Here is an 18,262-nt window from a genome sequence, read left to right as displayed (position 1 = left end):
TAATGGTTTCGAGAGCTGCCGAAAATCTTAAAGTCTTCAAAAAAGAATTGGGAGATTAAAGTCCTAATTGACTGTTTTACAAGTGCTTTTTTAAAGTGTAATTTTTGTAAAATTTTATAAAAATTCTATAATTATTTGCATTGCAAGCCATTGATATCAGGACTTTTCAGCGTTTTATTAAGAAAACTTTATTATATTGGGCTTTGTTAATAATGTTTATCAGCCTACTTTTGTTTAACTAACTAATGAAAAATTAAACTCTTCAATATGAAACATCTAAACAAATTTTTATTGGCTACATTATGTATCCTGAGCTTCAGCACCGCGCAGGCGCAGGATGATAATAATCCCTGGGCCTTAGGTTTGGGAATTAATGTGGTAGATTTTTTTCCTACCGGTGAAGACGCTCCTCTGGGTGGATATTTTGATGAATTTGTGAACTCAGGAGATCACTGGAACATACTTCCCGGAATTTCCAGACTTACCATTGCCCGTAATATTGGAGCTGGCTTTTACTTTGAAGCTGCCGGTTCTGTAAACAAGATTGACAAGTACGGTGATGAAGGTTGGGATGGTCTTACTTATTATGGCCTTGACGGAACCTTCAACTATAGTTTCCGCAACGATGCTAACGCAGGCTGGTTTGATCCGGTTCTTGGTGTTGGTGGTGGATATACCTGGATAGATGAAGAAGGTGTTGCTACTTTAGATGGTACAGTAGGATTTAACTTCTGGTTGTCTGATCACTTTGCTTTCAATATTCAAACTATTTACAAGCATGACTTTGAAGACAATCCAGTAAGATCTCACTGGCAGCATGTAGCTGGAATCAAATTCGCTCTTGGTGGAAAAGATTCTGACGGTGACGGTATCTACGACAAAGATGACGAATGTCCTGAAGTACCAGGTCTTGAGCAGTTCAACGGATGTCCTGATTCTGACGGTGATGGTATCGAAGACAGAAATGACGAATGTCCTAACGAAGCAGGTCTTCCTCAGTTCAACGGATGTCCTGATACAGACGGTGATGGTGTGCCAGATCCAAAAGATGAATGTCCTACAGTTGCTGGTTTAGAATCTATGAATGGATGTCCAGATGCTGATGGTGACGGAGTAAAAGACAGCGATGACGAATGTCCAAACGAAGCTGGTCCAAAAGAAAACAATGGTTGCCCATGGCAAGATAGAGATAACGACGGTGTGCTTGATAAAGACGACGAGTGTCCAGATGTAGCAGGAACTGCTGCAAACAATGGTTGTCCAGAGCCTACAGTTGAGGTTATCGAAGAATTGAATGAGTACTCAAGAACTATTCTTTTCGATCTTGATAAAGCAACAATTCGTGAGGAATCGAAAGAAACCTTACAGGCAATTGCAGATATCATGAAAGAATATCCACAGACTATCTTCCACATTGGTGGTCATACAGATAGTACTGGTAGCGATTCTTACAACCTGAAACTTTCTAAAGAAAGAGCTGCTTCTGTAAGAGAGTTCCTTATCACTGCAGGAATACCAGCTAACAGAATGACTTCTGAAGGTTATGGTGAGTCTCAACCAATCGCAACTAACAAGACTGCGAAAGGAAGACAGGAAAACAGAAGGGTTGAAATCTCTCTTGATAAAGACAAAGAGATGAAGAAATCTGCAACTGAGGATACTACTGATATGTAGTAACTAAAAAATAAAGTTTTAGAAAACGCTCCGATATCATCGGGGCGTTTTTTATTTTTAAGGCATGACAACATTCATAACCCAGGTCCTTCAAGAACTTGTTTCCAGAGAAAAACCCCTTTCTGAATATACTTTTGTCCTCCCTAGTAAAAGGGCGGGCTCCTTTCTTTTAAAGCAGCTCGCTGCCATGGGCGGGTCTTCTTTTTTTGCTCCACGAGTTTTGAGTATAGAAGATTTTTCAGAAGAAGTGGCCGGAGTAGATTCAGCAGATAATATCACTGCCCTGTTTGAATTTTACCGGGTATATCTCGAGTGTACTCCCATAGAAAAAAGGGAAAATTTCGATACATTTTCTTCCTGGGCTCAAACTTTACTCTACGATTTTAATGAAATTGATAGGTACCTCATCGATTACAAATCCTTCTTTGGGTATCTTGAAAATATTCAGCAGATGAACCATTGGTACCTGCAGGAGGAGCGAACGCCTCTAATGATGAATTATTTGTCCTTCTGGAACAGACTTCCACTGTACTATGAAAAGCTGAGAAAAGGTCTCGAGGAGAACGGACTGGCGTATCAGGGGATGGTCTATAGAAAGGCGGCAGAAAGCATTGAGGGTTATCTGGCTAAGGAAACAGGGCCTTTTATTTTTGTTGGTTTCAATGCCCTAAATACTGCGGAACAGGAGATCATTCAGAAGATGCTGGAACATAAAAAAGCGGAAGTGTTTTGGGATATCGACCGTAGCTTCCTGGATGATGAACAGCATAATGTCTCTATGTTCTTGAGACAGTATCTGAAAAAATGGCCTTTCTATGAGGAAAATGAGATCAAAATGATCTCTGATGATTTCAGTAAACCGAAGAAGATAGATGTAATTGGTATCCCAAAGAATATTGGCCAGGCTAAGTACGTAGGCGAACTGTTGGCAAAAATGTCCCCTGAAGAGATTGCTAAGACCGCAGTAGTTCTGGGAGATGAAAATCTGTTACTGCCGGTGCTTAATTCTTTACCACCGGGAATTGGCGATGTCAATATCACCATGGGGTTTGCCCTTAAAAACGCACCCATTTCTTTCCTTTTTGAGCACCTCTTAAAAATGCATTCTACAGCAAAAGGTGATGAACTTTACTACAAGGATATTACAGCGATCAGTAATCATCCTTTGATCCAGAAGATCACCGGAAACAGTTCAGTAAAAGTGGCAGAGAAGATCAAAAAAGAGAACCTGGTCTACCTGACAGTTCCTGAGTTAATGGCCCAGGTGCCGCAAGAGGCGCATTATGTCTATGAACTGTGTTTCAAGTCCTGGAAACAAGATCCTTCCAAGGCAATTGAAAACCTGCAAGAACTGGTGCTTACAGCAAAGAAAAATCTCGACAGGGATCAGGACAGCCTGATGCTGGAATTTTTGTACCAGTTCCATTTGTTGTTCAATCAGTTGCAAAGCCTTTTAGAAAAATATCAATATGTAAAGGATATCAGATCCTTGTTTACCTTATATAAAGATCTGTTGAGCAGTAAGACGGTAGATTTCCGCGGAAAACCTTTTACAGGTTTACAGTTGATGGGAATGCTGGAGAGCAGGGTGCTTGACTTTGAAACAGTCATTCTTACTTCGGTCAACGAAGGTGTCTTACCGGCAGGTAAAAGCAGCAACTCATTTATTCCGTTTGATCTGAAATGTGCCTATAACCTTCCGACTTACCGAGAGAAGGACGCCGTTTATACCTACCATTTTTATCACCTCCTGCAAAGAGCTGAACGAGCCTATCTCCTGTACAACACAGAGAGTGGCGGACTTAATGCGGGTGAAAAAAGCCGCTTCCTCCTCCAGTTAGAAATGGAAAAGCAGCCACAACACGAATTAAATGAGTATACGGTAGCACCAAAAGTGCCGGCGATTCAAACAGAATTGAAGGTGATAAAAAAGACTCCCGATATTCTGAACCGTCTTCAGGAACTGGCTGCAGCCGGGATCTCTCCTTCGGCATTGACCACTTATATTAGAAATCCTCTTGATTTTTATAAACAGTATGTGTTGAACATCAAACAACCCGAAGAAGTAGAAGAAACGGTTGCCTATAATACGCTGGGAAGTGTGGTACATGATACGCTCGAGAAATTCTATGAGGCCTGGATAGGGAAGGAATTGCAGGAGGACGACCTTGAAAAAGCGATAGAAAGAACACCTGAAGAAATTGGGGTGCAGTTCAAAAAACACTATTCTGAAGCCCCTTTGAAAAAGGGAAAAAATCTCCTCATTTTTGAGGTGGCTAAGAGATATGTCACTAATTTTCTAAAGGCAGAGAAAAAGAGCGTACTTAAAGGGAACCACATCAAAATTATCCAAATAGAGGATAAAATGAGAATCGCCTTGCCGGTGCCTGGACTTTCGTTTCCGGTGTACATCAAAGGAACGGTTGACAGGGTCGATCTTTTTAATGGAAAGAAGAGGATCATTGACTACAAAACCGGTAAGGTAGAGCAGTCAAAGGTGGAAGTGGTAGACTGGAACGAGATCGCTTCAGACTATGACAGTTATAGCAAGCCTTTCCAGATCTTGATGTATGCTCTCATGATGCAGGGGGAAAGAGGATTTGAGAAGCCGGTTGAAGCCGGGATAATCTCCTTTAAAAATCTGCAGGCCGGATTTTTGAAGTTTGCCAAAAAGGACAAAAAAGGTAACGGAGCTAAAAAGGACACAGATATTTCCGAAGAGACAATGGAAGCATTCAAAATGCAGCTTCAGAATCTTATTCTGGAGATCTTTGATCCGGAAGTAGCCTTCGAGGAAAAAGAAATAAAAGTGAGATTATGAGTTTAAGAATACACAGAAATATTCCATTGAAAGGAAAGCACGGCAGACCTGTGATCACAGATGTTTTTTACGAGGAAGATCTAAAGAATGCGCCGGTACTGGTATTCTGTCACGGTTATAAAGGTTTTAAAGATTGGGGAGCGTGGAATTTGATGGCAGAAGAATTCGCTGCACAGGGTATCGTGTTCGTGAAGTTCAATTTTGCCTTTAACGGAGGTACTTTGGAGCAGCCTATAGATTTTCCCGATCTGGATGCTTTTGGGGAGAATACATATACTAAAGAACTCGATGACCTGGAGGTGCTTTTCGACTGGATCTGTGGGAATGATTTTCCGAGTCCGGAGGCTATTGACCTTTCTAACATTACCCTTATGGGACATTCCCGAGGTGGTGGCGTGGTAGTGGTCAAGGCTGCAGAAGACCGTCGTGTCAAAAAACTGGTTACCCTGGCAGCGGTAAGTGATTTTGGAGATCGTTTTCCACAGGGAGAAGAACTAAAAGCCTGGGAACAAAAAGGGATCGCTTATATAGAAAATACCCGAACCAAACAGCAAATGCCGCATTTGTTTGACTTCTATGAAGATTTTAAAGAAAGCGAGGAGCGGCTTACAATCTCAAGAGCAGCAAAGCAACTGGAAATCCCTTTTTTGATCATTCATGGAACCAATGATGAAACCGTGGAGGTGGAAAATGCATACGATCTTCAAAAATGGTCAAAAAACTCCCGATTGTTCCTGCTGAAGGGAAGCGATCACGTTTTTGAAGCCTCACATCCATGGGAAAAAGAAGAGTTGCCGTTGGCAATGCAGCAGATTGTAAAAAAAGTTGTAAATTTTGTAGAGTTATGAAAAAGATAGCAATTCTATTTCTGTTTGGGCTCAGCCTGAGTTGTGCAGCACCCGATCTTGTTGGCAAATACACATGGCAGGAAACCTCGGGAGGTATTACCGGCCGTGTGGATAATGCAGGGACGCCTTCAGAGATTCCGGCATTGGTGATCACCAGGGACAGTATTAAGGAATATGAAAAAGGTATTCTTATGGGGGCCAGGGCTTACCATTTTGAAACCCGCAAATCTATACGGACCGGAAAAAGGGAGAAAATGATCGTTTATGACGACGGTAGTACTCCGCACTCTTTTGAGGTAAAAGGAAATGAGCTGGTGCTTTACGAGGAGTGCTTTGATTGTTATCAATATAGGTATGTGAAAGAATAAACCTTGATCCTCCTTAGAACCAATGCTCTTTTGGCATTTTTAGGGATTACTTTCCTCTCGGAAATATTCAGAAACAAAAAAACCACTGTGAAAAACAGTGGTTTTTTCTTGTGGAGAATATCGCCCCGAATCGTCGGGGGAACCGATGCCCTTTTTGCCCTAATTATAGTATGGTAATGGATTTAATTTATCTGATTCTTGATCGACGAGGCTCAGTAAATGGTTTCAAGAAATAAAAAAACCACTGTAAAAACAGTGGTTTTTCTTGTGGAGAATATCGCCCCGAATCGTCGGGGGAATCGATGCCATTTTGTCCTTAATTACAGTATGGTAATGGATTTAATTTATCCGATTCTTGATCGACGAGGCTCAGTAAATATTTCAGGAAATAAAAAAACCACTGTGAAAAACAGTGGTTTTTCTTGTGGAAAATATCGCCCCGAATTGTCGTGGGAACCGACCTCCTTTCGGCCTTATTTATATTAATGTAGTGGATTTAATTTATCTGATTCTTGATCAACGAGGCTCAGTAAATGGTTTCAAGAAATAAAAAAACCACTGTAAAAACAGTGGTTTTTTCTGGTGGAGAATATCGCCCCGAATCGTCGGGGGAACCGACGCCCTTTTTGCCCTAATTATAGTATGGTAATGGATTTAATTTATCTGATTCTTGATCGACGAGGCTCAGTAAATGGTTTCAAGAAATAAAAAAACCACTGTAAAAACAGTGGTTTTTTCTGGTGGAGAATATCGGAGTCGAACCGATGACCTTTTGGCTGCCAGCCAAACGCTCTAGCCAGCTGAGCTAATCCCCCGTCTGGACGTTGAACAGTTAAATTCAACGGGGCAAATGTATTAAATTAATTTATACCAGTAAAGAGTTTGTTTTCTTTCTATTAAAATTAATTTTGTTCTTCTTTTACCTCCTGAATGATACGAAAAGCAAAGAAATCTGATCTTATTCCGGCTAAAGAACTCACCGAGGCCTGTGCCAGAGCCATGCAGAAAAAAGGCATTTTTCAGTGGAATGAATTCTATCCGTCTAAAGAAAAACTGGAGAAGGATATTGAGAGGCAGGAACTCTACGTGCTTGAGGAAAATCACGAACTGTTGGGGATAATTGTTATTACACCCGTTATAGATGCCGAATACGAACCCATAGAGTGGCTGACTCCCAATGTGAACAACCTGTACATCCATCGCCTGGCTACCCGGCCGGTGAGCTGGGGCAGCGGGAATGGACAAAGACTGATGGATTTTGCAGAGCAGCTGGCCAGGGAGGAAGGTTATATTTCCGTTCGCCTGGACACCTTTAGTCAAAATGAGCGAAATCAGCGGTTCTATGAGACCCGGGGCTATAAAAAATTGGGAAAGATCTATTTTCCGAAGCAGAGTGACCAGCCTTTCTATTGTTATGAAAAAGTGCTGGAATGAAGGGAAAAGTTTCTTTCGGAGAGATCAACAAAATTGCCATTCCCGCCATTATTGCCGGTATAGCTGAGCCCCTTATCTCTCTTACCGATATTGCCATTATTGGAAACGTGGAAAGAGATCCTGTAGAATCACTGGCAGCGGCGGGTATCGTGGGATCTTTTCTCTCTGCCATTATCTGGATCGTGGCCCAGACCAAGACCGCCATTTCTGCCCTGGTTTCCCAAAACCTTGGAGCCAGCCGATTACATGCCGTGAAAACTTTGGTGCCACAGGCTATTTACTTCAACCTGCTATTGAGCCTCCTGATCTACATTTTGTCCGCTTATTTTGCCAGGATGATCTTCTCTGCCTATAATGCCGAAGGGCTGGTGTTGAACTATGCTGCTGAATACTATAAGATAAGAGCACTGGGCTATCCCCTCACCCTGGTCACTTTTGCCATTTTTGGGGTCTTCAGAGGTTTACAAAATACCTTATGGGCTATGAAATGCAGTCTAACCGGAGCATTTTTGAATGTGGGACTGGATTATTTGCTGGTTTATGGAATAGATGGGATTGTACCGGCTATGCACTTGCGGGGAGCGGCCTATGCCAGTGTTATCTCTCAGGCTGTGATGCTGATCATGGCCCTACATTTTTTCTTCCGGAAAACTCCTTTCGGGCTGCGTTTAAGCTTCAATATAAATCCACAAATGAAAGGTCTGCTGTTGATGAGCGCCAACCTGTTCGTACGAACGGCCGCTTTAAACTTCGCTATCTATCTCGCCAATGCATATGCCACAGACTATGGCAAGAACTATATCGCAGCTCAGAGTATCCTGATGAATATCTGGTTGTTCTTTTCCTTTTTTATTGATGGTTATGCCAATGCCGGAAATGCCATTTCCGGCCGACTATTGGGTGCGAAGGATTATAAACGCCTGTGGCATCTCAGCATCGACATCAGCAAATATGCTATAACTATCGCTATCGTTCTTATCGGGATCTGCAGCCTGTTCTATGAAGAGATAGGCTTGATCTTTAGCAAAGAAAGTACCGTGCTGGTGCTGTTCTCTTCGGTTTTCTGGATGGTGCTGTTCATGCAGCCAATCAATGCTATTGCCTTTATGTTCGACGGAATCTTTAAAGGTCTGGGAGAGGCAAAATATCTTCGAAATGTTCTGTTAGCCGCAACCTTCCTCGGATTTACGCCGGTTTTGCTGATTGGAGATTACTTCGGCTTGAACCTTTATGCTATCTGGATAGCCTTTTTTGTCTGGATGCTGATAAGAAGCAGCGCGCTGGTTATAAAATTCCGAAGGAAGTATTTACATAAGACTGCCTGAAGGTCTCGAAGTATTGTATTTCGTACTTAAAATGTAACTTTACTAAAAATTCATCTAAAATGACCACCAACAGGGAAAACGGAAGTCTCTATACAGAAATAACAAACGGAGTAGCCAGCCTTGAATTCGGGCATCCTGCGAGCAACTCCTTCCCCGGAGTTCTACTGGACCGGCTCGAGAAGGAATTGGACAAGCTTTCAGAAGATAATGCCGTGAAAGTGATCATCCTGAAATCTGAAGGGGAAAAGGCCTTTTGTGCGGGCGCTTCGTTCGATGAGCTACTGGCGGTGGAAAATATTGAACAAGGAAGGCACTTTTTTTCGGGTTTTGCCAAGGTCATCAATGCTATGCGCAGTTGTAAAAAGCTGATCATTGGCCGTATTCATGGAAAGACTGTGGGAGGCGGTGTTGGTTTAGCCGCGGCGTGCGATTATTGTTTCGCTACTGAAAAGGCAGCTATAAAATTATCAGAACTGAGCATTGGGATCGGTCCCTTTGTCATTGCCCCTGCAATAGAACGCAAAATGGGCGTCGCTGCCCTCGCGGAACTAACCCTTGCGGCACAGGTTTGGAAGAATGCTTATTGGGCGCAGGAAAAAGGTTTATACGCTCGTGTTTTTGAATCGATTCCTGAAATGGATAAGGAGCTGGAATATTTTACAGCACAACTCTCCGGATATAATCCGGAAGCCCTTGCTGAAATGAAAAAAGTGCTGTGGTCGGGAACTGAAAATTGGGAACACCTGCTTTACGAAAGGGCAGCAGTTTCCGGAGAACTGGTGCTTTCTGAATTCACCAAAAATGCTTTAAGTAAGTTTAAAAAAGAGTAGAATATGTTAGCACTATTTTTTCAGGCCGCAGAAAATACTTCCGAAAGTGCATCTTACAAGATTGGATATGCTATTGGTCATTTTGTAGGGAGTCATTTTTATGAATCGGCTGCCATTGCTGTCATCGTTGTAGCATTGTTTATTTACTTCATGTTCTTCAGAAAGAAAAGAAATGACTGGACCTAAAGCCAGCTGCCTGAATTTTTGTATTTTCAGGTATGACTTTTCAGCAAGAACATTTACCCAAAGACAAACCGGCTACGTCCGATGAACAATATGGTTTTGCCATAGAAACCTTTTTAGAAGATCAATGGCCTTACCTGGTGGGAATCCTCCTGGTGATCTTCATTTTCTTCTATGCCAGGTATCGCTGGGATAAGCGGCACGGGAAAAGATGAGGTTTCAAAAAAGGGTTTTTATCGGGTCTTTAACCAGCCTGTGATACTAAGCCTTTCGGTTTTTACCGGTTTTACCTCGTGCTCCAGCACCTGACTTTCAAAGATCACCACACGGCCGGGGAAAGGATAAATAACCTTTTCTACTTCTTTGCCATCTTCGTTAGTGTAAATGACCAACTCCCCGCCGTACTCCGGCTGCCAATCCTGCTCATTTAAGTAACATACAAGGGAAAGTTTTCTTCGGTCGTCGTTTTGAAAAGTATCGAGGTGTCTTTTGTAAAAGGTTCCTTCAGGATAAAGCGCGTAATGGAATTCCTTATGCAAAATGCCTAAAAAACAGGTTTTGTTGAGGTAATCAACAAAGTCATTGATCTTCGTAAAAAAGGCCTTTTCCGTTTCTTCTGCCTGTGCTTCATTGAGCCACAAAATAAAATCTCCACGTATGGATTTCGCGATGATCTCATTGGTGCGATTTCCAATAGCCGCCTTTTTAAAATTGTCTTCTTCGTATTTTCCAAGCAGGGAATTCCGAAGCTGTAGCACTTCAGCAAGATCAAAAAAGTCTTCTACAACAGAATACTTCTTTTCCAATAGATCTGAAATGATCTTTTCATAAAGGACATTTTCAAGTATTTCCACAGCTCAAATTTTAAGGCCGGCAAATGTATTTTAAAAAAGAATACAATTTTCATAAAATCTACTGGCACTTTAAAAATTTATGGCAACTAACCCTTTGAAATACTGCGGAATAAAAAGCCGCAAAATTGACTTATCTTTGCAAAAAAGTAGTTTATGGGTTTGATCAGGATCACCAAGCAATTCTCCTTTGAAACGGGGCACGCCTTGTATGGCTATGACGGAAAATGCAAGAATGTCCACGGGCATAGTTATAAACTTGCCGTTACTGTGATAGGAAAACCAATTTCAGATGAAGATCATGTGAAACTTGGAATGGTGATCGATTTTGGAGATCTGAAAAAGATCGTAAAACAGGAAATTGTAGACCTTTTTGACCATGCTACTGTCTTTAATAAGAACACTCCTCATGTGGAATTAGCAGAAGAACTGGAAAAAAGGGGGCATACTGTGATCCTTGTTGATTATCAGCCCACCAGTGAAAATATGATCCAGGATTTTGCTGAAAAGATCAAAAAGAGACTGCCCACCCACATAAAGTTATTTTCCCTCAGGTTACAGGAAACCGAAACTTCCTATGCCGAGTGGTACGCTTCTGACAATACCTAAACTTTTTCTTTACCTGGATATCCAAAAATGAGATTATTGGCCACTCCTAATTCTTCGGGGAGAATTACGTGTCCGGCGTTCTTATAGATGCGCAATTCTACTTTGGCATTCTTGTTCTTTAAGATCTCGGCCGTTTGCTGTACCCTTTCCACAGGTACATGAGAATCGGGGTCGCTTGTTCCCAGGTAGATAGGGGTGCCTTCAAAGTTGGTGAGATAATTCCCTGTATTGATGTGCTTCCCAATGAGTCCGCCAATAATAGCAATGACACCTCCATATTTTTTTGCATTTCTGGTCACGTACTCCAGGGTAAGACAGGCGCCCTGAGAAAATCCTAAGAAGTAGATCTTTTCTGAAGGAATACCTTTTTCGTTGAGTTCCCGCTCTAATTCTGCCAGGAGTTCCAGTGCCGAATTCAGCCAGGGCTGATTTTGTTCTTCCGGAGCCATAAAAGAAAGTGGATACCAGCTGTTGTTATAGGCTTCAGGAGCAACCAGTGCAAACTCGTCCAAATCAATTTTTAGATGGTCTGCCAGCCCGAGAATGTCTTCAGCAAAGCCTCCCCTTCCGTGGAGCATGATCAGTACTTTTTTTGCTTCCTCAACAGGCTTTCCGTCGTATCTGTAGTCTTTTTGGTGTAGCATTATTTAAACTTTGTAGGGTTAAGGGTAACCGGTTTTACTGCTTTTTCGATCAACTCTCTTCTGGATTCATATTGCGGCGGAAGTTTTAGTTCTTCGCCCAGCTTGGCGGGTTCTTCATCAACGGCAAATCCCGGTTCGGCAGTAGCGACCTCAAATAGTACCCCACCAGGTTCCCGAAAATAGATGGATTCAAAATACTGCCTGTCCAGAACAGGAGTGGGATTGAACCCACTTTTTAAGACCTTCTCCCGCACCTTGGCTTGTGTTTCTTTGTTGGCTGTATTAAAGGCCAGGTGGTGCACGGTGCCGCCACCCCCCAAACCTTTAAGGCTGTCCGGAGAGCAGAGAATATCAATATAACTGCCGGGAGCATCGGTCGCTGCAAACCTGAAACGGCTTCCTTTTTCGGCGATGAGATGGTGATCAAGGACTTCAGTAAGCAATCCGGCGGTGCGCTCATAGCCTTCCTGCCAGATCTCGACACTGTAAAAGCCTTTTATTGAATGTTCTTTGGGAATGCTGCCATAAGAAAAACCGGGGCGTTCATCACTGTCGTTGAAGATCAATTCCAATCCCAGTCCATCAGGATCCTGAAAATACATGGCCGCTTCTCCATCAAACCTGTCTTGAGCCGGAGTGTAATTTATTCCGAATTGTTTAAAGCGTTTCTCCCAAAATTCCATGGAAGAAATGGGAACTGAGAAGGTAGTGACATTTAGCATTCCTTTGCCCTGCCGGCCCGGTCGGATACCTTCATAAGGGAAAAAAGTAAGGATAGTTCCCGGTTGTCCGGTCTCATTGCCATAGTAGAAGTGGTAAACATCGGGCGCATCAAAATTGACGGTCTTTTTCACCATTCGAAGCCCGAGAATGCCGGTATAAAAATCCAGATTTCGCTGTGGTTCTCCGGCCAGCGCAGTAACATGATGAATTCCCGTAACTAATTTTTCCATACCCGTCTTTTCCTTAAAGTTAGTGTTCTTTAAGCTAATTACAAAAGACTGAACCTGCGCTACGGGCGGTGAAATTGCGTTTATCTTTTAACTTAGAAATTTTTAACTATATCTTTACACCTTTAAACCATGTCAATGGAAATTCCTGCGGGGAAAAAAATTTATTTCTCAAGTGATAATCACCTGGGCGCACCTACTGCTGAAGAGAGCCGTCCACGGGAGCAAAAATTTGTTGCCTGGCTTGATAAGGTAAGCGAGGATGCCGCTGCCATTTTTCTTTTAGGAGACCTGTTTGATTTCTGGTTTGAATACAAACATGTAGTTCCAAAAGGATTTGTGAGGGTGCTGGGGAAATTGGCGCAGATAAGAGATCGCGGTATTCCCGTGTATTTCTTCGTGGGAAATCATGATCTATGGATGGATGACTATTTCCAGACTGAGTTGGATATTCCCGTTTATCACCGTCCGAAGGAGTTTGAGTTCAACCGAAAAAAGTTCCTCATTGGTCATGGTGATGGTCTTGGACCCGGGGATAAAGGCTTCAAGCGCATGAAAAAGGTGTTCACCAATCCTTTTGCCAAATGGCTCTACCGTTGGCTGCACCCGGATCTCGGCGTACCTTTAGCCCAGTATTTTTCCGTAAAGAACAAAGCGATTTCCGGAGAAGAAGATGTAGAGTTCCTAGGGGAAGAAAAGGAATGGCTCATCCAGTACTGCCGCAAAAAGCTGGAGACGCAGCATTACGATTATTTCATTTTTGGACACCGGCACTTACCAATAAATTTTAAACTTCAGGAAAACTCCACTTATCTCAATCTTGGAGATTGGATCAATTTCTACACATACGGCGAATTTGATGGGGAGGAATTGAAGCTGAAAGAGTGGTGAAAAAAGGCATTTTTGACTACCGTGAAACCTTCTTTTTTCAGACGATCATCACCCAACTTTAAGTCACTGCAGCTGCAGCTGCCAGGTATATTTAGAACTATTTTTTAATAGCTTTTTTTGCGCATTTTTCCGCAGTAGATGAGGGGCTAAAAACTTCAATCGTTTTCGTGCCTTAAATGTTAATTACTTTCCGGCTGCAATTGACAAATGTCATGATTACCGGCTTTTCGCGGGGTTATCTTTATAGGACAAAAAAGGAAATTTCAGTTTACATCCTTATAAGTTCTTATCATGAAAAACATCCTTGTTCCTTTCGATTTTTCCGAAGTGTCCCAAAACGCTTTAAACTATGCAGTAAAATTTGCAGATCAAGACCCATCTATTCATTTACATCTTCTTCACATTAGAACAGAAAATGAATCTGAAGCAGAAATACGCCAAAAATTCGAGTTAGTTCTTCAAAAATATGATCACCCTTTAAATCCGAAGTTGCAAACTTTGGTGATGACCGGGGAGCTGATCTCTACTATAATTGAGTTGCAGGAGAAGCTGGAGGTAGACCTGGTAATAATGGGAACCCGTGGTGCCGAAATTGATGAAGAAGATTTCGTTACCCAAACTTCGAGGTTGGTACACCAGGCTGATCTCCCTGTGCTGGTCATTCCTGAAAAATTCCAAAAATTCAGATTGAACACTATCATACTTTCGGTTGGGCAGGAGCATATTGCCGATAGATCTCCCCTGTACGTTCTGCTGGAAGTGTCCAGGAAATTCAAAGCCCAGGTGCATGTATTGACCGTACAAAAGACTCCGGTGGCGGTGGCTTATTCTGAAGTTGACGAGAGCAATGAGAATACCCTGCAGTACTACCTTGAAATGTTCTATTCTCACCATTCATTTTCGGAAAATGAAGACATTGAAAAAGGGATCCTGGAATACATTGAAAAACATGATATTGACATGGTGGCGATCATGCCGAATACCCATCTCAAGATCGGCGAGCCTTCTGAAGGTCGTCTTACCCGATTTTTAACCCTTCACTCCAACGTGCCTTTGCTTGTGCTGGACTAGGTATCCAAAAATGAGATAATTAACCTTCTTTGCCTGGCGATTTGCCCGTGGCACTCATCTGTTCAACCAATAAATAACCATAATCATGACTAAAATTGCAGCACCTCCATCAACCGGAACGCTTCTAAAATACGGTCTTCGCGACTGTTTAGTTCAGTGGAACCTTTCAGGGGGAGAATTACAAAAGATCACTTTGGAAAAGGGAATGGGTAGTGAGACTGCCAATGGTACTTTGGCGGTCAATACCGGAAAATTTACAGGCCGCTCCCCGCAGGACCGGTTCATAGTAAAGGATGACTATACCCGCGAAAAAGTGTGGTGGGGCAAGATCAATAAACCCATTTCTGAAGAGAATTTTGAGGCCCTGTATAAGCGGGTGGCGGCTTACCTGAGCGGAAAAGAGGTATATGTGCATGATGGTTATGTGTGCGCCCATCCCGATTATCAAATGAATGTGCGCAGTATTACTGAATATCCGTGGTCTAATTTCTTTGTAAAGAACATGTTCCTCCGACTTGAGGAGGAGGAGCTGAAAGATTTTCAAGAGGAATGGCTGGTACTCTGCGCCCCGGGCTATATAGAACAGGAGCCGGAGAAATTAGGATTGCGTCAGGGCAATTTCAGCATCCTCAATTTTTCAGAAAAGATCGCTCTTGTAGGAGGATCTGCCTATACCGGCGAGATGAAAAAAGGGATTTTTTCAGCCTTGAATCTCAGCCTGCTTGTTGAACGTAATGTATTACCTATGCACTGTTCGGCTAATGTTGGTGAAGACGGGGATACTGCTATTTTCTTCGGACTTTCGGGAACAGGAAAAACGACCCTTTCCGCAGATCCTGAAAGACGTCTCATAGGAGATGATGAACACGGCTGGACAGAAAACGATGTGGTCTTCAATTTTGAAGGCGGATGTTACGCCAAGGTGATCGGCCTCACCGAGGAACAGGAGCCCGATATCTACCGGGCGATCAAACCCGGAGCTATGCTCGAAAATGTCTTTTTAAAGGACGATGGGCAGGTGGATTTTTTTGATTCCGGGATCACGCAAAACACCCGTGTAAGCTATCCTATTGATCATATTGAAAATATTCAGGAAGGCTCTTACGCCCAGAATCCGAAGAATATTTTCTTTTTGACCTGTGATGCTTTTGGAGTTTTGCCTCCGGTCTCCAAACTCACTCCGGGACAGGCTGCTTATCATTTTATTTCGGGATATACCGCTAAAGTAGCGGGGACAGAAGCCGGTATCAATGAACCGGTTCCTTCATTTTCTGCGTGTTTTGGAGAACCATTCATGCCATTGCATCCTACTGTTTATGCTGAAATGCTGAGTCAGAAAATGGAAAAATCGGGTGTGAATGTGTGGCTCATCAATACCGGCTGGAGTGGAGGTCCTTATGGCGTTGGCTCCCGTATAAAATTGAAATATACCCGCGCCATGATCTCTGAGATCCTGAAAGGGGAACTTCAAAAAGTGGATTATGAGATGCATCCCATCTTTGGACTCGATATGCCGAAATATTGCCACGGAGTGCCTTCTGAGATGCTGAATCCAATGAATACCTGGCTTCAGAAAACGGCGTATGTGCAGAAATCCATACAGCTGGCTCATTCCTTCCACCTGAATTTTGAAAAATACGCACAGGAAGCATCCGACTTTATTATTGAAGGGGGACCATTAATAGATGAACATCACAAAATGCCGGTGGGTCTATCCGGAAATTAAATTTTAACTACAGCAGGTAAAGCCGGTATCGCCGGTTTTGCCTGCTTTGAATACTTGTTATGAAAGCTACACATATAGAACACATTGGTATCGCCGTATCAAATCTTGACGCGGCTATTGATTTTTATGAAGACAAGCTGGGGCTGAAATGTTACCGCGTAGAAGAAGTTCAGGATCAAAAGGTGAAAACGGCGTTTTTCATGGTTGGACAAACCAAACTTGAATTACTGGAATCTACCTCGCCCGAAGGTCCTATCGGAAAGTTTATAGAAAAGAGAGGGGAAGGTTTACACCATTTGGCATTTGCCGTGGAAGACCTGCAGGAAAACCTTGATGAACTTTCAGAAAAAGGAGTGAGACTAATTGACGAAACTCCCAGGTTGGGCGCCGAAGGATTACAGATAGCTTTTGTGCATCCAAAATCCACATTTGGAGTATTGACCGAACTATGTGAAAAACAAGATGAAAAATAGAATTATGTCAGGACAGGATAAAGTCAACGAGCTGATAAAAATGCGGGAAACCGCTAGGTTGGGCGGAGGTCTTCAAAGAATCGAAGGTCAGCATCAAAAAGGGAAATTAACGGCACGGGAACGAATAGATATTCTACTGGATGAGGGCAGTTTTGAGGAGTTTGACATGTTCGTCACACACCGCTGTACCAACTTTGGAATGGAACAGAAAAAAGTGCTTGGCGACGGAGTGGTAACAGGGCACGGCACCATAGATGGCCGGGTTGTATACGTCTTCTCCCAGGATTTTACCGTATTTGGCGGTTCCCTTTCTGAAACCTTTGCTCAAAAGATCTGTAAGATAATGGATATGGCGATGAGAGCGGGAGCTCCCGTAATTGGGATAAATGACAGCGGGGGCGCTCGTATTCAGGAAGGAGTGACCTCTCTTGCAGGTTATGCTGAGATCTTTGAGCGCAACATTTTGGCATCAGGGGTAATACCCCAGATTTCTGCCATTTTTGGACCCTGTGCCGGAGGTGCGGTGTATTCGCCAGCACTGACCGATTTTGTGATGATGACCGAAGAGAATAGTTATATGTTCGTCACCGGACCAAAAGTGGTAAAAACCGTTACCGGTGAAGATATCACTGTTGAAAACCTGGGTGGAGCGAAGATACACGCAACAAAATCCGGAGTATCACATTTCATGGTGCCAAACGAAGAAAATGGACTGCTGCTTATCAGGAAGCTGCTTTCTTATCTCCCACAGAACAACCTGGAAGAGGCGCCGCTGGTAAGCACTAATGATCCCATTGACAGGATGGATGATTTTCTAAATATGATCATTCCCGATAATCCCAATCAGCCGTATGATATGCAGGAGGTGCTTTTTAGCATTTTAGATGACAGTGAATTCCTGGAAGTACACAGGAATTATGCAAAAAACATCATAGTCGGTTTCGGGAGAATGAATGGCGAGAGTGTGGGGATCGTGGCGAATCAACCTAACTTTTTAGCGGGCGTACTGGACTGTGATGCTTCCAGAAAAGCTGCCCGATTTGTGAGGCTGTGCGATTCCTTCAATATCCCGATACTCACTTTTGTGGATGTGCCGGGCTTTCTTCCGGGTAGTGGACAGGAGTATGCGGGAATTATTGTGCATGGCGCCAAACTCATGTTCGCTTATGGAGAAGCTACGGTTCCAAAGATCACCATCACCCTTAGGAAATCATATGGCGGGGCGCATGATGTAATGAGCTGTAAGCAACTTCGGGGCGACCTCAATTATGCCTGGCCTTCAGCAGAGATCGCAGTAATGGGTGCTTCCGGAGCTATTGAAGTGCTGGAAGGAAGGGCATTAAATGCCATGGAAGATCTTCAAAAAAGAGAAAATTATAAAGCTGAAAAGGAACAGGAGTATAAGGAGAAGTTTGCCAACCCTTATGAAGCTGCATCCTATGGGTATATAGATGATGTCATCGAACCCAGAAATACCCGCTTCAGGATCATAAGAGGCTTGCAGACCCTTCAGACAAAAAAACTTACGAACCCTCCTAAAAAACATTCTAACATACCTCTTTAA

At 43.0% G+C, this 18,262-nt stretch carries 18 protein-coding genes and 1 tRNA gene; 15 read left to right on the top strand and 4 right to left on the bottom strand.

What is annotated here, in order from left to right:
* The first annotated feature begins 267 nt into the window (after nucleotides 1-267).
* The 4 genes from ACNORC_RS02065 to ACNORC_RS02050 all read left to right on the top strand — a co-directional run bounded on the left by ACNORC_RS02065 (nucleotide 268) and on the right by ACNORC_RS02050 (nucleotide 5,711).
* Nucleotides 268-1,674 carry an OmpA family protein gene (locus tag ACNORC_RS02065; protein ID WP_418333925.1) on the top strand — a complete coding sequence of 469 codons (1,407 nt, stop codon included), beginning with the start codon at nucleotides 268-270 and terminating at the stop codon, nucleotides 1,672-1,674.
* A 64-nt stretch (nucleotides 1,675-1,738) separates the two neighbouring features.
* Entirely contained in the window at nucleotides 1,739-4,495 is a 2,757-nt protein-coding gene (locus ACNORC_RS02060; protein WP_418333924.1) for a PD-(D/E)XK nuclease family protein, read from the top strand.
* Entirely contained in the window at nucleotides 4,492-5,343 is an 852-nt protein-coding gene (locus ACNORC_RS02055) for an alpha/beta hydrolase family protein (RefSeq protein ID WP_418333923.1), read from the top strand. Before ACNORC_RS02060 ends, ACNORC_RS02055 begins: the two co-directional genes overlap by 4 nt.
* Nucleotides 5,340-5,711: a hypothetical protein gene (locus ACNORC_RS02050; RefSeq protein WP_418333922.1), complete on the top strand. Its 372-nt coding sequence runs from the start codon at nucleotides 5,340-5,342 to the stop codon at nucleotides 5,709-5,711. The genes ACNORC_RS02055 and ACNORC_RS02050 overlap by 4 nt, the downstream gene beginning before the upstream one ends.
* 738 nt (nucleotides 5,712-6,449) lie before the next feature.
* Here ACNORC_RS02050 and ACNORC_RS02045 read toward each other — a convergent pair.
* A tRNA-Ala gene (locus tag ACNORC_RS02045) sits at nucleotides 6,450-6,526 on the bottom strand.
* A 115-nt stretch (nucleotides 6,527-6,641) separates the two neighbouring features.
* Between ACNORC_RS02045 and ACNORC_RS02040 the strand changes: the two genes are divergently transcribed.
* Genes ACNORC_RS02040 through ACNORC_RS02020 form a run of 5 tightly spaced genes read left to right on the top strand, consistent with a single transcriptional unit; the run spans nucleotide 6,642 to nucleotide 9,698 of the window.
* The gene (locus ACNORC_RS02040) at nucleotides 6,642-7,145 is read left to right on the top strand and encodes a GNAT family N-acetyltransferase (RefSeq protein WP_418333921.1); all 504 of its coding nucleotides are present in this window, start codon (nucleotides 6,642-6,644) and stop codon (nucleotides 7,143-7,145) included.
* Entirely contained in the window at nucleotides 7,142-8,470 is a 1,329-nt protein-coding gene (locus ACNORC_RS02035) for an MATE family efflux transporter (RefSeq protein WP_418333920.1), read from the top strand. The genes ACNORC_RS02040 and ACNORC_RS02035 overlap by 4 nt, the downstream gene beginning before the upstream one ends.
* Nucleotides 8,471-8,529: 59 nt before the next feature.
* A complete protein-coding gene (locus ACNORC_RS02030) occupies nucleotides 8,530-9,300 on the top strand; it encodes an enoyl-CoA hydratase/isomerase family protein (protein ID WP_418333919.1) in 771 nt (256 codons plus the stop codon).
* Nucleotides 9,301-9,303: 3 nt separating this feature from the next.
* Complete coding sequence (locus ACNORC_RS02025; RefSeq protein WP_418333918.1) at nucleotides 9,304-9,486, top strand: hypothetical protein; 183 nt, start codon at nucleotides 9,304-9,306, stop codon at nucleotides 9,484-9,486.
* A gap of 32 nt (nucleotides 9,487-9,518) precedes the next feature.
* Nucleotides 9,519-9,698 carry a hypothetical protein gene (locus ACNORC_RS02020; RefSeq protein ID WP_386779821.1) on the top strand — a complete coding sequence of 60 codons (180 nt, stop codon included), beginning with the start codon at nucleotides 9,519-9,521 and terminating at the stop codon, nucleotides 9,696-9,698.
* 18 nt (nucleotides 9,699-9,716) lie between these two features.
* On the opposite strand, the gene ACNORC_RS02015 is transcribed toward ACNORC_RS02020, so the two are convergent.
* The gene (locus ACNORC_RS02015; RefSeq protein ID WP_418333917.1) at nucleotides 9,717-10,337 is read right to left on the bottom strand and encodes a 2OG-Fe(II) oxygenase; all 621 of its coding nucleotides are present in this window, start codon (nucleotides 10,335-10,337) and stop codon (nucleotides 9,717-9,719) included.
* 153 nt (nucleotides 10,338-10,490) lie between these two features.
* On the opposite strand from ACNORC_RS02015, the gene ACNORC_RS02010 reads away from it, so the two are divergent.
* A complete protein-coding gene (locus tag ACNORC_RS02010; RefSeq protein WP_418333916.1) occupies nucleotides 10,491-10,943 on the top strand; it encodes a 6-pyruvoyl trahydropterin synthase family protein in 453 nt (150 codons plus the stop codon).
* Here the strand turns inward: ACNORC_RS02010 and ACNORC_RS02005 are convergent.
* Nucleotides 10,940-11,587, bottom strand: a complete 648-nt coding sequence (locus ACNORC_RS02005; protein WP_418333915.1) for an alpha/beta hydrolase — start codon at nucleotides 11,585-11,587, stop codon at nucleotides 10,940-10,942. The genes ACNORC_RS02010 and ACNORC_RS02005 overlap by 4 nt on opposite strands.
* A complete protein-coding gene (locus ACNORC_RS02000) occupies nucleotides 11,587-12,540 on the bottom strand; it encodes a ring-cleaving dioxygenase (RefSeq protein WP_418333914.1) in 954 nt (317 codons plus the stop codon). The genes ACNORC_RS02005 and ACNORC_RS02000 overlap by 1 nt, the downstream gene beginning before the upstream one ends.
* A 135-nt stretch (nucleotides 12,541-12,675) precedes the next feature.
* Here ACNORC_RS02000 and ACNORC_RS01995 point away from each other — a divergent pair, with 135 nt between their 5' ends.
* The 5 genes from ACNORC_RS01995 (at nucleotide 12,676) to ACNORC_RS01975 (ending at nucleotide 18,262) form a co-directional block, all read left to right on the top strand.
* Entirely contained in the window at nucleotides 12,676-13,428 is a 753-nt protein-coding gene (locus tag ACNORC_RS01995) for a UDP-2,3-diacylglucosamine diphosphatase (protein ID WP_418333913.1), read from the top strand.
* Nucleotides 13,429-13,719: 291 nt separating this feature from the next.
* The gene (locus tag ACNORC_RS01990; protein ID WP_418333912.1) at nucleotides 13,720-14,499 is read left to right on the top strand and encodes a universal stress protein; all 780 of its coding nucleotides are present in this window, start codon (nucleotides 13,720-13,722) and stop codon (nucleotides 14,497-14,499) included.
* An 85-nt stretch (nucleotides 14,500-14,584) separates the two neighbouring features.
* Complete coding sequence (gene pckA / locus ACNORC_RS01985; protein WP_418333911.1) at nucleotides 14,585-16,225, top strand: phosphoenolpyruvate carboxykinase (ATP); 1,641 nt, start codon at nucleotides 14,585-14,587, stop codon at nucleotides 16,223-16,225.
* Between the two features lie 59 nt (nucleotides 16,226-16,284).
* Nucleotides 16,285-16,698, top strand: a complete 414-nt coding sequence (mce, locus tag ACNORC_RS01980; RefSeq protein ID WP_418333910.1) for a methylmalonyl-CoA epimerase — start codon at nucleotides 16,285-16,287, stop codon at nucleotides 16,696-16,698.
* A 4-nt stretch (nucleotides 16,699-16,702) separates the two neighbouring features.
* Complete coding sequence (locus ACNORC_RS01975) at nucleotides 16,703-18,262, top strand: acyl-CoA carboxylase subunit beta (RefSeq protein WP_418333909.1); 1,560 nt, start codon at nucleotides 16,703-16,705, stop codon at nucleotides 18,260-18,262.

This window comes from Salinimicrobium soli, assembly GCF_048323655.1.
GTDB lineage: Bacteria > Bacteroidota > Bacteroidia > Flavobacteriales > Flavobacteriaceae > Salinimicrobium > Salinimicrobium soli.
Note: the sequence above shows the minus strand (reverse complement) of the source record. Positions and strands in the feature narration are given on the sequence as shown.

Bases quoted from the DNA above. Each gene is read 5' to 3' on its own strand.
- ACNORC_RS02065 (WP_418333925.1), top strand. From the start codon at position 268: ATGAAACATCTAAACAAATTTTTATTGGCTACATTATGTATCCTGAGC.
- ACNORC_RS02060 (WP_418333924.1), top strand. From the start codon at position 1,739: ATGACAACATTCATAACCCAGGTCCTTCAAGAACTTGTTTCCAGAGAA.
- ACNORC_RS02055 (WP_418333923.1), top strand. From the start codon at position 4,492: ATGAGTTTAAGAATACACAGAAATATTCCATTGAAAGGAAAGCACGGC.
- ACNORC_RS02050 (WP_418333922.1), top strand. From the start codon at position 5,340: ATGAAAAAGATAGCAATTCTATTTCTGTTTGGGCTCAGCCTGAGTTGT.
- ACNORC_RS02040 (WP_418333921.1), top strand. From the start codon at position 6,642: ATGATACGAAAAGCAAAGAAATCTGATCTTATTCCGGCTAAAGAACTC.
- ACNORC_RS02035 (WP_418333920.1), top strand. From the start codon at position 7,142: ATGAAGGGAAAAGTTTCTTTCGGAGAGATCAACAAAATTGCCATTCCC.
- ACNORC_RS02030 (WP_418333919.1), top strand. From the start codon at position 8,530: ATGACCACCAACAGGGAAAACGGAAGTCTCTATACAGAAATAACAAAC.
- ACNORC_RS02025 (WP_418333918.1), top strand. From the start codon at position 9,304: ATGTTAGCACTATTTTTTCAGGCCGCAGAAAATACTTCCGAAAGTGCA.
- ACNORC_RS02020 (WP_386779821.1), top strand. From the start codon at position 9,519: ATGACTTTTCAGCAAGAACATTTACCCAAAGACAAACCGGCTACGTCC.
- ACNORC_RS02010 (WP_418333916.1), top strand. From the start codon at position 10,491: ATGGGTTTGATCAGGATCACCAAGCAATTCTCCTTTGAAACGGGGCAC.
- ACNORC_RS02005 (WP_418333915.1), bottom strand. From the start codon at position 11,587: ATGCTACACCAAAAAGACTACAGATACGACGGAAAGCCTGTTGAGGAA.
- ACNORC_RS02000 (WP_418333914.1), bottom strand. From the start codon at position 12,540: ATGGAAAAATTAGTTACGGGAATTCATCATGTTACTGCGCTGGCCGGA.
- ACNORC_RS01995 (WP_418333913.1), top strand. From the start codon at position 12,676: ATGGAAATTCCTGCGGGGAAAAAAATTTATTTCTCAAGTGATAATCAC.
- ACNORC_RS01990 (WP_418333912.1), top strand. From the start codon at position 13,720: ATGAAAAACATCCTTGTTCCTTTCGATTTTTCCGAAGTGTCCCAAAAC.
- pckA (WP_418333911.1), top strand. From the start codon at position 14,585: ATGACTAAAATTGCAGCACCTCCATCAACCGGAACGCTTCTAAAATAC.
- mce (WP_418333910.1), top strand. From the start codon at position 16,285: ATGAAAGCTACACATATAGAACACATTGGTATCGCCGTATCAAATCTT.
- ACNORC_RS01975 (WP_418333909.1), top strand. From the start codon at position 16,703: ATGTCAGGACAGGATAAAGTCAACGAGCTGATAAAAATGCGGGAAACC.